The sequence below is a fragment of the Pseudoalteromonas sp. NS-SX12 genome (assembly GCF_057367955.1).
In genome coordinates, this window is the sequence record NZ_CM170635.1 from 385,649 (window position 1) to 400,602 (window position 14,954).

The 14,954-nt window shown below is 40.4% G+C and carries 8 protein-coding genes; 4 read left to right on the plus strand and 4 right to left on the minus strand.

Annotated features, from left to right (window positions below):
• Positions 1-265 precede the first annotated feature (265 nt).
• Positions 266-1,111, plus strand: coding sequence for a hypothetical protein (locus AC2IOM_RS15985; protein WP_486360393.1), 846 nt, complete (start codon positions 266-268; stop codon positions 1,109-1,111).
• 34 nt (positions 1,112-1,145) lie between these two features.
• Here AC2IOM_RS15985 and AC2IOM_RS15990 read toward each other — a convergent pair whose 3' ends face one another.
• Both AC2IOM_RS15990 and AC2IOM_RS15995 read right to left on the minus strand, forming a co-directional pair.
• Positions 1,146-1,934 carry a transporter gene (locus AC2IOM_RS15990; protein WP_486360394.1) on the minus strand — a complete coding sequence of 263 codons (789 nt, stop codon included), beginning with the start codon at positions 1,932-1,934 and terminating at the stop codon, positions 1,146-1,148.
• A gap of 71 nt (positions 1,935-2,005) precedes the next feature.
• On the minus strand, positions 2,006-3,217 hold the full coding sequence (locus AC2IOM_RS15995) for an EAL domain-containing response regulator (RefSeq protein ID WP_486360395.1): 1,212 nt from the start codon (positions 3,215-3,217) through the stop codon (positions 2,006-2,008).
• 244 nt (positions 3,218-3,461) lie between these two features.
• On the opposite strand from AC2IOM_RS15995, the gene AC2IOM_RS16000 reads away from it, so the two are divergent.
• Positions 3,462-5,657, plus strand: a complete 2,196-nt coding sequence (locus AC2IOM_RS16000; protein ID WP_486360396.1) for a fasciclin domain-containing protein — start codon at positions 3,462-3,464, stop codon at positions 5,655-5,657.
• A gap of 41 nt (positions 5,658-5,698) precedes the next feature.
• On the opposite strand, the gene AC2IOM_RS16005 is transcribed toward AC2IOM_RS16000, so the two are convergent.
• Together AC2IOM_RS16005 and AC2IOM_RS16010 are read right to left on the minus strand one after the other, a co-directional pair.
• Entirely contained in the window at positions 5,699-10,177 is a 4,479-nt protein-coding gene (locus AC2IOM_RS16005) for an EAL domain-containing protein (RefSeq protein ID WP_486360397.1), read from the minus strand.
• Between the two features lie 508 nt (positions 10,178-10,685).
• Positions 10,686-11,558 carry a patatin-like phospholipase family protein gene (locus tag AC2IOM_RS16010; RefSeq protein ID WP_010558943.1) on the minus strand — a complete coding sequence of 291 codons (873 nt, stop codon included), beginning with the start codon at positions 11,556-11,558 and terminating at the stop codon, positions 10,686-10,688.
• Between the two features lie 210 nt (positions 11,559-11,768).
• On the opposite strand from AC2IOM_RS16010, the gene AC2IOM_RS16015 reads away from it, so the two are divergent.
• Both AC2IOM_RS16015 and AC2IOM_RS16020 read left to right on the plus strand, forming a co-directional pair.
• The gene (locus AC2IOM_RS16015; RefSeq protein ID WP_486360398.1) at positions 11,769-13,343 is read left to right on the plus strand and encodes a methyl-accepting chemotaxis protein; all 1,575 of its coding nucleotides are present in this window, start codon (positions 11,769-11,771) and stop codon (positions 13,341-13,343) included.
• A 174-nt stretch (positions 13,344-13,517) separates the two neighbouring features.
• Positions 13,518-14,720, plus strand: a complete 1,203-nt coding sequence (locus AC2IOM_RS16020; protein WP_486360399.1) for a hypothetical protein — start codon at positions 13,518-13,520, stop codon at positions 14,718-14,720.
• Positions 14,721-14,954 lie beyond the last annotated feature (234 nt).

Below are 14,954 nucleotides of genomic sequence, written 5' to 3' on the forward strand. Positions count from 1 at the left end.
ACTTTGCCCTAAAACGACAAAACGCGCAAGTAATCAGCAATACGAAACGAAAAGAGCGTAGAAAATAAGGTTATTATCAGCCTTCAACACATTGATATTTAAACAAAGCACAGGTATATTGCGCAATTATTACACAGGGACTTTTCTACCTCCCTAATGAACCTTTCAAAAATAAACTGAAGTTAAGCCAACTTAACCAAAAAACGATATAAATTAATCAAATACAACTCGAATTACGAGTAGTTTAAATTTTAAAGGATTTAAAATGCGATATTGGTTTTTTGTTTTAAGCATCGTGTATACGTGTTCGCTTGGGGCAAAAGAAACGCTTAGAATTGGTGTTCAGCTAGAAGGCCAAAAACATGTCGAACAATTTATTGCGGGTCGCGAAATTAGCAGTATAGATGATTACTCAGGCGAGTTTGCGTATCGCGATGTTGTTGAGCAAGTATTGTTGTTACAAGCGCTTCACTTTGGTGGATTTCGTGGCAACATTGAATTAGTGCAAGCAGATCACTATAAACGTCGCTTGCGTCTGCTCGAACAAGGACTTCTTGATTTAAGCGTTACAGGAGTTTGGCTAAGCGACGCTCTGCCCATTAAAGATAATCTCTATATTTCAAGGCCGTTATTACGTGATGGTGAAGCCGAGGCAGGTTTTTATGTACATCAAAATAACACACGCGCACGTCAGGTAAATGACAAATTTGGCTTACAACGCCTAAACGCAATTTCCAATAAAAACTGGCAAATTGATTGGCGAATCATGTCGGCAATTGGTTTTGCTCATTTAGATAGCGTAAGCCAATTTACACAAATGACAGATATGATTATGAAAGGCCGAAGTGATGTTATGCTTGCAACATTTTACAACACCGACGACCTGAGTTTTTCACAAGACAATGAAACCTTTGTACCAATTCATGGATTGAAAGTTAAGCTTCCCGGTAGCAGGCATTTTGTTGTATCAAAAGCCGCGGGCAACTCAGAAATATTTGCATGTGTGCAACTGGGCTTAAAAGAATTGCGAAGCCGCGGTTTAATCAATAAAGCGTATCGACAAAGCGGCTACATAAATGAAAAAGTGAAACACTGGATGGTGATTCGTTAACCGTACCATGCAAAAGTTTAAATTTTTAGATTGGTTATTGCGGAATTAACCAGGTAATCATAATTCGCGCCCCCATTCCATCAGGCCCATTTTCTGGGCCTTTTGCCCAGTAATGCAAGCCTGCACCAAGGCTAAATACATTATCGCCGATGGTTATCACTTGACTGGCAACCAAATTGATTGGTACCGACTCTACATCATTTTCCCAGTCGATTGTTGTTTCGCTGTTTAAGAATACTGAGGTTGCACTTGGCCATGTATAACCAATAAATGGTTGAATAAAAGTTGCATTTACATCCGCCTGGCCTTGGTCCTTATCTGCACCAAAACCCCAAATATGATTTGCCAATGCACCAAAAGTCCAGCCATCACTTTGTTTAAGCAGTACCGCCGTTGGGCCTATTCCCCAATTGTCGCTACCAAACATAGGCTCAGAGGCACTCGGAAACATTAAAACAGGCCCTGCCCCCCAAATCCAGCCGCTGTCGGTTTGTTGTTTAGGTGAAAAGAAAAAGCTTTGAACTATATCGCCAATGCCGTCTTCACGAAACGAGCCAAAGTCTTGACTTACTATGGGAATAATTGTGCGAGAGATTAAATTCCAATCATCGTTTAAATCGTACGGTACAACAGGCTGAACATTAGTTAACCAACGTTCACCTTGCTCGTCCAGGCCAATATTCGGGTCGTAATTAAACTGCACTGGCACACTGATCATATCGGCAACAGGATTTTGTAATTTTTTGGCGATATCAGCGGAATTGTTTGCTGTGGCAGTAAATGAGCTTAGTACAAGCAACGTACTGAGAATGCGGTATTTCATGCGCTTCATCCTTAAAGACTAAAAATCGTTTTAGTTTACTATTTACATACTTACACTAACGCAGTTTGTCTTTAAGAGATAGATTTTTCGGAGATTTGTTTCCATTTGCTGTACCAACGCACAACTTCATTAATGGGTTTTGGCCGACAGATAAAAAAGCCCTGTAACAAAATGCCAATTTCACTTTGGCGCAAGTATTCTAAGTCTTCAATATCTTCGACGCCTTCCGCAACGAGCTCTACCTTTTGCTCTTTTGCAATATCGATAAGCGACTTAACAATTACCTGAGAAAATTTATCATCACGAATGCTCGAAATAAAACATCTGTCTATTTTAATCTCGGTAAACGGCAAGGTTCTTAACTGATTTAAATTGGTAAATCCCGTACCAAAGTCATCAAGCGCAATACCATAACCATGCATGCGCAAGCGGTTTAACGTTTCCAGTTGTTCAGGCGTACGCAACGCATATTCTTCGGTTACTTCAATAATAAATTGGCTTGGCTCTAAACCATTTACACACAAGATGGTCGCCATTTGCTCGGCGCAAAATGAATCTTGCATTTGTTTGGGTGATAAATTAATTGCCAGTTTAAAATCGTGGTCAAAAATCACCTGCAACTCGCAATAATGCCGTGCGGCTTTTTCAACAAGCTGAAAGGTAATAATATTTTCGATGCCAAGTGATACAGCAGTCGGCAAAAAATGTTGCGGCAAAATGGCGTCAATACGACCAGGCTTTACGATTCTTGCAAGAATTTCCAAACTGTCGACGCGGTTAGTTTGGCTGTTAATTTTAGGTTGGTAGTAAGGTTCAATTTGCTGGTTTTCAATGGCTTCTATCAGTTCTTGTTCAGAGAGGTATTGCAAGGTTTGCATTTTAACAACATTGAGTGTTTTTAGCCGGTCTAACACCATTTCAATTTGCTTAACGCTAACTGGCTTTGACAAATTGCCAATAAGCCGGACTTTATGAATTTTAGCAAGGTCAGCGGCCAGCGAGATAACACGTTCATCCATTTCTGAAACAATTGCCACACCGCCATTAAAGCCAATTTCACCTAACTGCCTAATAAATGCCATACCGTCTAATTCAGGCATATTTAAATCAGTTAATACGCAGTGATAAGCTGAACTATCTTTTCTGATTTCGTCAAATGCAAGACGCGCGGAAGAGAAGGTCTCGGTATTTTGATAGCCGAGGCCATTGAGCATTGCTTTTAGCGTTAACAACATGGTTTTCGAGTCGTCAACAATCGCAATTTTAATTAAATTTTTATGCATGTCGCATTCCTTGCAAGTAAGAACATCTTTGACGCCAGCCCTTTCCTTTATAAGTCTAGTAACAAACTGAAAGATTACAAAAATTTAATCGTCAAATTGACATCAAATAGTAGGTCATCTTGCGTTTAGTTTATTCATTAAAAATGATTAACAAAACCGAAAGCTCACATTAATTTGATCTAGTTAAATTTTTAACCCGTACAAAATCTCGCCAGTTAATTATCAAAATAAAAGGATAAACAAGGTGAGAAATTTATTAAAAATAGCACTTTTAGTGTCATCAACGCTTGTAGTAACTGGGTGTAACGACGATGACGACGATCATAAAGTGGAAACGCCAACGACGCCTGTTGCCACACCAACAACAGTGGTCGACGTTGCAGTGAGCAATGGCAACTTTTCTACGCTAGTCGCTGCGCTTGAAGCAACGGGGCTCGACGAAACGCTTGCAAACGCTGATGCCAACTTTACCGTATTTGCGCCTACCGACGCTGCTTTTGCGCTGTTACCTGAGGGCACTGTTGACGCACTTTTAGCCGATACAAACACCCTTTCTGACATCCTCACATACCACGTTATTGCGGACAAAGTCGATGCGGCAACGGCCGTATCAAGCGCAGGATCAAAAGTAACCATGGTTAACGGTGATTCGGTGGGTTTATCGCTCGACGGTGATAATTTGCTGGTCAATACAGTAACTGTTACAGCAACCGATATAATGGCTGACAACGGTATTATTCATGTAATTGATGCTGTATTAATGCCACCGAAAGAAAATACCATGCCGTCGGCAAATATTGTTGAAACGGCGGTAGCTGCAGGGTCTTTTAATACGTTAGTAGCAGCACTTCAAGCTGCTGGATTAGACTCAGTTTTAGCCGATGAATCAAAACAGTACACTGTTTTTGCACCTACTGATGATGCCTTCGCTATGCTCGGTGAAGAGACCATTAATACCTTGCTAAACAACACCGACGTTTTGAGTAATATCTTGCTGCAACATGTCGTGATGGGTGAAGTCGATTCCATCACCGCATATACACTAAATGGTATGGAAGCTGAAACAGTTTCAGGTGCTACCTTGCCTATTTCTATCAATGCGCAAACCGACAGCTTAATGTTTGGTGGTGCCAAGATTGTTTCTGAAGATATTTATACTTCCAACGGCATCATTCATGTAATTGACGCGGTAATTGTGGGTGACGTAAGTGTACCTGAGCCTGTAGGAAATATTGTTGATGTTGCTTCACAAGCTGGATCATTTAATACCTTATTAATCGCTGCAGCAGCTGCAGGACTTGATGGCGTACTTGCGGACGAATCGGCTACATTCACAGTGTTTGCACCAACAGATGCTGCATTTGCACAACTTCCTGAAAGTACATTAAATGCCCTACTCGCCGATACAGAAGCGCTGAAAAATGTGTTGCTCTACCACGTTATTGCTGATGCGAAAGTGATGTCGGATGGAGCTGTAGCAATTGCTAATAGCGACGATAACAAAGTAACAATGGCCAATACGCAAATGGCCGCTTTGTCACTGTCAGGCTCTGACTTATACATCAATGCCTCAAAAGTGCCTGCTGCCAATGTTGCAGCGAGTAACGGTGTTATTCATGTTGTTGATCAGGTTATTTTACCTCCATCAATGAAAGGCGAGCCAACACAAAATATTGTAGAAGTTGCGGTAAATAACCCTAATTTTTCAACTCTCGTCAGCGCATTACAAGCGGCGAACTTAGTTGATGCACTCGCTGATGAAAGCAAAACGTACACGGTTTTTGCCCCCACTAACGCGGCGTTTGATAAAATTCCTGACGACGCATTATCTGCGCTACTAGGCGACAATACTGCTCTTACAAACGTGTTGTTACAACACGTTATTGACGGCGAAATTGGCTCTGTTAGTGCCTACGCAGCTAATGGTAAAACAGTAAACACGCTAGCGATGGAAGATGTCAGCGTAGATTTAGTTAATTATGCCAGCACATCCAATACAGCAAGTGACGAAGTTGCTTATAACGCCGAAATGCAAATGCTTGTAGGCGGGGCAGGTTCATCAAACGCCGGAAATACTCTGTATGTTTTCGATAACGACTTAGGGCAATCGACAAGTACTTGCGTAGATGATTGCAAAGACGCTTGGCCGCCAGTATTAGTCGATGATGGTATGGTGGATAACATTCAAGGTTTGAGCGTGATTACCAGAGCAGATGGTACTAAACAAGCAGCCTTTATGGGACGCCCGTTATATTATTATGCGCAAGATATGGCACCGGGTGAAAGTAAAGGTGACGGCGTAAATAATTTATGGTGGAAAGTGTCACTGCCGCAAGTTGCGCTGCAAGTACAAGGGGCAAACGTGGTAACTACCGACATTTACACTACTAACGGTGTTATTCATGTGATTGATACCGTGATCACTGAAACTCTAAACTAAACACTCCCTTCGCGTTAAAGGGGCGCTGAAGCCCCTTTTTTTTAAGCATTCTTACAGGCGTTGATTTTACGAGATACATCGTTTTGGAATTCGTCACTTAAAAAGGTAGTTGCCGGTACCGGTTTGGCAAAATAAAACCCTTGTAGGTTATAACAGCCTAAACGCTTTAGCACACTGACTTGCGTAAGTTCTTCAACCCCTTCGGCGATACAGTAACTACCTAAATTTTTCGCTAAATCTGCGATGGTTTGTACAATTGCTTGGTTTGTACGGCTGGATAACATTTGACGAATAAAACTCTGATCTATCTTAATCACATCAATTGGAAATTGATTGATATAAGTTAACGACGAATACCCTGTGCCAAAGTCATCCAAATACAGTTTAAAGCCCGCTTTTTGTAAGCGCTCTAGTTGCTCAAGGGCGTTCACTGTATCTTCAATCAAAATACCTTCGGTAATTTCTAAGCGAATTTGACGTGGCGATACGTTGTTGTCGGCTAAAATGGTGACAAATCGTTCAACCAAGTTAGGCTGGGTAATATGTAGTGCTGATAAGTTAATTGATAGATAGCGGTTTTCATTACTTGCTAACCATGACGCTAGCTCTGTTGTCGCAGTTTCAAGCGCTATTTCGGTGATCGCAACAATTTGCCCAATTTGCTCAGCCAACGGAATAAACACACCTGGTGAAATCATGTCACCGTCTTTAAACCAGCGCAATAGCAACTCAACACCTACTACTTTTTGTGATTGCGTATTAATAATAGGTTGATAGAAGTTTGTCAGTTGGCGGTTTTGTACCGCATTTACTAATTCGTTTTCAAGCAACATACGGTTGCGCGCTTCTTTATTAAGCTGCTCGGTGTAAAAACGGTAGCAATTACGACCACTGTTTTTCGCGTGGATCATCGCAATGTCTGCTTTTTGTATTAATTCTTCAGTTGTTTCTGCATCAAATGGATAAAACGAAATACCGATTGATGAACTAATATTGACCGTGTTACCGCCAATTTTATAGGGTTTGGCAAGTTCGCTGTTGAGGTCGTTAGCATATTGGCTAATTTCCTGTGGCGAAACCACATCTTCAAACAACACAATAAACTCATCGCCGCTTTGACGACCTACACTGTGTTGCTCACCAACAACCGAGGTCATGCGCTCGGCAACTTTAACTAATAATCTGTCACCGACACTGTGGCCAAGCGAATCGTTCACTTGTTTAAAGCGGTCAAGGTCTATAAATAACACCGCAACGACTTTGTTTTGAGCATGCAGCAAGGCTTGTTCAATACGATCGTTGATTAAACTGCGATTAGCTAATTGCGTTAGGTGATCAAAATTAGCCATTTGTGTAAGTTTCTTCTCTGCTGCTTTTTGCTGCGTCAAATCCGACACAACAACCACATAGTTACTGACACTTTCTTCACCGATCGCTGAAATTGATAACAATACTTCAATGGTTTCGTTATCAAACACCCAAGTTTCTTCGCGACGTAAATGCTCGCCAACCTTAAGACTGGCTAATTGCTCAACGTAAAATGCTTGACGTTGCTCATCAAATAACGCCAATAACGTATCTTGGGTCGCATCTTCTGCATGTTTTGAAAAGCGTTTATTAAACGCTTCATTTGACGCAACTAATTTGAATTTGCTGTCTAAAATAATCAGCCACTCGTTCATTTTGCGCAGTGCTTCACCGTAGAGTCGAGCTTGGATCTCTTTATTTTTAGTTTCGCTAATATTGGTGTACGTCCCTGCATAAACGGGGGTTTCTTCGTTTTTACTTTCTTTAGAGCGCTTACCTAAGTCTCGATACCAGACCCATTCACCACTTTTTGCGCGCATACGATACGTAACGTCCCATAAATTGGTCGCGCCACTTGAAAATGCCCGCCACTTTGCTTCTAAACGAATACGATCTTCAGGATGAATAAGTGACATATGATCATTAAGGCTAGTTAGCGTTTCACGCTCATAACCTAAGTCAGACACAATGCGTTCTTGATCCAATTGCTGGTTATGACTGTTATAAACCCATACGCCACTGTTACTTGCCTCAAGCGCCAAGCGTGCACGCTGCTTCGCCGCCATCGATTCATTATGAAGTTGTTGCAGAATATGCTGTTGCTTAACGCGCTTAATATAAATTAACGTAAAGCTACCAAGAAACAGAATAATGTAACCAACAATGGCATATGGCGATGTCCATGGGTTGTGCTTTACATAAAATGAAAAAGTTTCAGGCGTGCCTAATTGGCCATCTTTTAATGAATAAGCTGCTACGTTGAAGGTATAATCACCGGGCAACAAGCGGGTAAACTCAATGTTATTTTTACCGTAATGTTCATACACCACACTGCTGGGCCCTTGTAAATCAACGCGGTATTTTATTTGTTTTTGGTTGGCAAAATCAAAGTTAGAAAAGTGAAACTTCAAGCCAAAATCATCATGTTCAAGCGATAATTGTTGCTCCATTAAGCCTGATAACGTCAGTTTTTCATCGCGAGATTTCACCTCGACATCAAGCAACCTGACCGGTTTGTCGTTTCGAGTTTTTTCAATTTCTTCAGCATTAAATAAAATAATGCCCGCGGGTGTTGTAAACGCAATGCGGCCATCTTTTAATTTATGCGGCGCACTGTAGACCTCATCACTTATCAATCCTTGTTCGTGGGTATACTGATTAAGTGCATCTAAGTCTTTATCATATTTGATTAAACCACTTTGCGAACTAAACCACAGTGCGCCGTTATCACTTTGCGTGACACTAAATAATCGATTATCAGGCAAACCATCAGCAAAGGTAATCTCTTTTTGTTGTTGGTATTTATCATCAAGGGCCACTATGCCGTGTGCGTTATAAGCAATCCAAATTGTATTATCTGCATCTCGTGCCCAGTCAGATACAAACTTAAAATCGTGTACTTGATAATTCTCGAGTTGATGAATTAAATCAAATGTATCTTCTTGATAGTTATATTGATAAATCGCACCACCAACACTATAGAGCACGCCAGACTCATCAACGAAGCTTTTCATAAAACCAATTGATAAATCGGGCTCAAAATGTTTATCAAGATTCTTAAGAGACGTGAGGGTATTTTTCTGTGTATCTAAAATAAAATGCCCTTTGTAACTAACAAATATCAAACGATGTTTGTCTAGTGGGTGAACACCGTAAGGGTATAGCTCAGTAAATTCTTTATTAACCTCTGCAGATAAGTTGGTCGGCACAACAACTTCTTTTTCAGTATCAAAAAGCGTCAATCCCTCACTGTGTACCAGCCAAATTTTTCCATCACCTGCGTCAAAAATATACTGAATAAAATGCTTTCCCCATTTATTTTTGGGGTTATCTTCAACGAAGAAATGTTTAGTCTCTTTTGTTTCGGTATTTAGTTTTGTCAGGCCGTTCTCGGTTGCAACCCAAAGCGTACCCGCTTGCAATTCAATAAAATCGGTTACCGATGAATTAGACAAATCGATACCAGACGCTTTGCTGTAACTTGAAAATCGTTGTAAATCTGGATGCCAGTAATAAACACCTTTCGACTCAGACGCAAGCCAAAGTAGCCCGCTGTCGTCTTGGTAAATATCTTTAATAGCGTCGTTACTGACTAATGGGTGACGTTTTGAATATTGTGCCAGCAGATTTAACTCAAACGACATTGGGTCAAAACGATACAACCCTTTTTCAGAGCCAATATAAAATGCATCTGCATTTCTAACTACACCCCAAATATTTAAATCGGGAATAAGCTGCATGGGTTTAGCATCTTTTTCATCGAGTTTAAGTGCAAACAACCCTTCAACCGTGCCAATCAATAAACCTAGGCGATGATCCCATGCTAAATATTTAACATTGTTGTTATCATCCGTATCCTTGATGCTAGAAGGTTTATGATGCGTTAACCCTGCCCCGCCAGTTTCTAAATGGTAGACATAAAGGCCTTTAGACGTACCAAAATAGATGTACTCACCTTTTTGAAATAAGGCGCGAATAAGGTCTTGTTTTTCACTTAATGAAAACAAGATTTTAAATTGCTTGCTTGCAACACTATACGAAACCAAATGACGACCAATTGCTAATATCAAGTCACCCTTTACTTCAATAACACTTTCAATACTTAAATATTCGTCTTTAGTTTCAACTAATTTACCGTCATAAAACCGTGTGGCTTCAAGCGTAAGAGGATCAACAAAATACGCACCTGTATAATAAGTGCTAACAATTAAACTGCCATTTTTTAGCGAATGGAGTGCAATAATGCCATCGTTTGTAAATACGTTGTCAGGACCCGTTATTTTTTCAAATTCATAACCATCAAAACGATTCAAGCCATAATCTGTGGCAACCCATAAGTAGCCATAGTTATCTTGCAGCGTTTGATTGACATAGCTTTGCGATAGCCCTTCTTCTACGGAGTAATTTTTTAGATAGCGGCTATATTCCGCAGTAAACGCATTGCTGGATGCAAAGAGTAAGACAAGAACAAAAGAAAAGACTTTATGAAACAAAAAATTAAACCCTAGTCACATGAATCCGTTCAGAATATGAGAAGTGAACCAACGAGCCATCACTGCTGTCGTTTCATTAATACAGTGTAAAACACAATGCATATTCAAAGAAGAAAAAATTGATCTTATTTAAAACAACTTCTTAACATTACAAAGCGAACTTTAAAGCAAAGCCAAACTCGTAACAAGCTGAAATAGCTAATTATTAACGATAAAACACATAATACGGAATAATCCTTTTGTCGTATCAAAGTACTTTAAAGCTAACCTATGCTTGGCAAGTCTGATCTTGCTCTGGCACGATAACTTAATATTTGCCATTCATTTATAATAGCCCGTATTGGCCTAAGTGCGCGTATTTTGGCCATAAAATACAACAAAACATGTATATTTAACCGACAATCCAGTAAACCCCATTTAAATTGTGAAGTTCTTCACCTGTTTTAGCGCTTTTAAATCGCTAACTTTGCGCTACGACAGGCTGTGTTAAGGCGCTCTGGGTTACACCTTACTCAATCAGTAAATAGTTATTTTTAAGCGCTTTTATACAGGTACTGTAGCCAAGCGCAATCATCTCAGCGGCTTTATCAAACTCTAATGTGCCACAGGCATTACGGCTAATCTCAACCAGTACATCAGGCGGATATGCCGCTAATTTAGCAGCAGCTAAGTGAGACTGCATGGCATCAAATGCTTTATCAGCTACTTCGTACGCCCCCAGTTTATTCACCTCTTTTTCTTCTTTATCAAATCGCAATGAATCAATAAAACGTGAAATTGGGGATGTATCATCATGGGTTTCGACTTTTTCGATGGGCTCTGGTGGTGTTGCTTTTTCACTGCCTAAATTAACCGCTATTTTATAATCACTGTCATCATTAAACGTAGGCGCAATCGGCACAGGATTTAGCACCCCACCATCAATTAAAATTCTATTATTGGTTTCAATCGGTGTAAAAAACAAAGGAAGTGAAATCGATGCGCGGATCGCGTCGAATAATGACCCCGAATTTAGCCATACTTCTTTACCGTTTAAAATATCAGACGCAACAGCCGTGTAGCTAATTGGTAACTCGGCAATCGTAATATCCCCTACCATTTTCTTTAAGGTGTTGATTATTTTGTCGCCCTTTACCAACCCATTATTGCCCCACGCTAAATCAAGCAATGACACAATATCGTATTTGTCTATTTCTAAAATCCATTTCTCAAATTCAGGCAACTTACCTGCCGCATAAATACCACCGATTAAAGCACCAATTGAACACCCTGATATGGAACAAATCTCAAAGTTGTGCTGTTCTAGCGCTTTAATTACTCCGATATGCGCAAGCCCACGTGCACCGCCACTGCCTAAAATAAGTGAAATGCGTTTTTTCATCGTATTTATCTAATTTTAATGAATTTTTATTATTAATACATAAGATTACATACCGATACAATAAGATCAGTTAAACTTATTAGCTGGGTTAAAAATCGATACCGTCATATCAACTCATTTTGGAATAAGCGCAGGAATACACTGCTGTCTAATGTCTCAGTTCGTAACAAAATAAATATCATCTCTGGCGCTCTGCTATTTGCCTTAATATTGTTTGCGAGTTTTGAGATCTATAAGCTCAATTCAATCAAATCGAGCTTTGAGCAGTACAGCCGTGTCGCGGTTAAGTTAGAAGTGACTACACTCAAAATTAATCGCGATGTAAATTACGTATCGCGCATTAATCGCAGCATTATGCTTGGTGACGATTATCAATCAAACCTTGCTAAAATGCGTGAACGTATCAAGGATATTCAATCGCATTTTTCACAGCTAAATTCATTAGCCCTTAACGACAACACCGAACAAAAAGAGCTCAAGCAACTGATTGTTAAATCACAATCATCCACCGAAACATTTTTATCAAAAAGTCTTCAGCTGGTTCAAACGCTCTCATCGACATCGACAAAAGCAGAACTTGAACAAGCATGGCAAACGTATAAACGTGATTACAGCCCTGTTGCTGCAAAATCTCGCGAAGACTTTGCCGCGCTTAACCGCAAAATGAATCAAGAAAGAGAAGTCATTTTTCAGGCAACGACCAACGATATTGACTCATCGATTTCCGTTAGTATTTATTTTGCTGTGGTTGCTGCTTTAGTTGCGGCAATATTAAGTTGGCTTGTCACAAACAATATTATTGCCCCGCTTAATACGTTGCGAAATTCCATTAATGATATTGCAAAGAGCAACGATTTAACGAAACGCACCCAAGTTAAATCGAACGATGAACTTGGCGTAGTGAGCCATGCATTTGATACGTTAATTGATAATTTCCACGGCACATTACAACAGGTGGTTAACGCCAGTGAACAGGTACATCAGGCGTCTAACATGCTGGCCCAATCAAGTGAAAATACTAGCTCGTTAATAAGCGAACAGCGCCAAGAAACCGATATGGTTGCGACTGCAATGAACGAAATGGCAATCACCGCTAACGAAGTCTCTCGCAACGCTGCCGATACAGCAACAGGGGCGATGGATGCAAACACTCAAGCATCCAGCGGGCAACAAGTTGTTGGGTCAACAGTCACCAGCATCGATAAGCTTGCGCAACAAATCGATACGGCTTCACTCTCGGTTGATAAATTATCAAACGATAGCCAAGAAATTGGCCGCGTACTCGATGTTATTCGCGGCATTGCGGAACAAACCAATCTACTTGCGCTAAACGCAGCAATAGAAGCGGCCCGAGCTGGTGAGCAAGGCCGCGGTTTTGCTGTGGTAGCAGATGAAGTGCGCTCGCTTGCATCACGTACCGAAAGTTCAATTCAAGAAATTCATCAAATGATTGAAAGCTTGCAAAATGGCAGTAAAGACGCGGTCGCATTAATGCTGCAAAGTAAGCAACAAGCAGAAGACAGTGTAAACAATGCAACACAGGCAGGTGAAGCACTTGATTTGATCACTACTGCGGTGGCAAAAATAAACGATATGGCGGCACAAATTGCAACCGCTGCAGAAGAGCAAACCAGTGTTAATGAAGAGATAAATCGCAATGTAGTGAATATTTCTACTATCTCAGACAACACCTCGCAAGAGGCCGCAAACACCAGCAGTGCAAGTACTGAACTCGCCGCACTTGCCAGTGAATTAAAGAACCAAGTATCGCAGTTCAAAGTGTAACGCATTAAAGGTGTAACGCGATTAGCTACGCAGCATATGCCTATAGCGATAAGCATAGGCACACTTGATATCAGTGAATATTGATACTTAAATTAATAACCGAGCTCCAAATTGTATACAATTTAAATCTCGGTTATTATGCCTGTTATTTCTATCGTTTAAAATGAGTTCGCTATGTCATTAAACCCCCTTGCCGAGCAATATGTAAAGCTTGTACTGGCAATTGGCCTTCATCACCCACACTATGTTGACGCTTACTATGGCCCAAGTGACTGGCAACCAACTATCAAAGAGCCGCTTGAAGCTATTCAACAGCAAGTTATAGAGCTTGTAGATAGCTTAAAAAATACAACACCAAATGAAAGCGAAACACTCAGACATACCTTTTTATTAAAGCAAAGCGAATCAATACTAACCTTTATAAGTGTGATTTCGGGCAACGCACCGAAATTTGATGATGAATCGCTTGCGTTATACGATGCCATTTCGCCAAATAAGACGGAATCTGAGTTTGATAATGTCCTACTAGAGCTTGAAAATCTGGTACCAGGCGATGGTAGTTTAAGCGAACGCATGGTGGCATTTAATGCACAATTTGAAATCCCCAAAAACAAACTCGATGACGTATTTAAAGCCGCAGTAGCGCGCTCACGGGAGATTACCAAACAGTATATTCCCCTTGCAGATAACGAGAATTTTCAGTTGGAGTATGTAACAAACCAAATTTGGAGTGGCTATAACTGGTATAAAGGCGATAACTTTAGCCTGATTCAAATGAATACCGACTTCCCGATTTATATTTCACGTGCGGTCGATTTAGCTGCCCATGAAGGCTATCCCGGCCACCATGTGTTTAACTCTCTGATGGAAAAGCACCTAGTAAACGAAAAAGGTTGGATGGAATATTGTGTTTATCCATTATTTTCCCCGATGTCACTGCTTGCTGAAGGCTCTGCTAACTATGGAATTGAAGTGGTTTTTCCAAAGCCTGAACGCATGGTCTTTGAAAAAGAAGTGCTCTTCGTGCTTGCCGGTCTCGATGTCTCACAAGCTGAGCGCTACTATCAAGTACAAGCGCTAATGCAAAAACTCTCTTATGCTGACAATATGGTCGCTAAACGCTTACTTGATGGCGAAATATCAGAGCAACACGCAGTCGATTTATTAGTTAAATACACATTAGTGAGTAAAGAGCGTGCAACACAGCGCTTAGGGTTTATTAAAGCAAACCGTGCCTATGTGCTTAATTACAACCTCGGCCAAGATATTGTTAAAGCCTACATTGAAAAACATGCCAATATGCAAGATAAAGCCTCTGTTTGGCAGGTGTTTGCCGATTTATTAGCAAATCCAAGGCCCGCTAGTTTATTGGTATAACTCATTCAATAAGGCCTTTTTTGTTGTTTCACTTTGTTGTAAGCCTCTAAAAAATTCCAAATAAGCAGTTACAACCAATACTCTTTGTGACTGCTTTATTTTATATCATTTAAAATCAATGTATTAAATAACCTGAGCTAGGAATAACAAATTACTTTCTAGCAGCTACTTTTACTTATTACTGCGTTAAATTTGTTTGCAATAGACTCGCTATTGACGCACAAATTTGCCTTG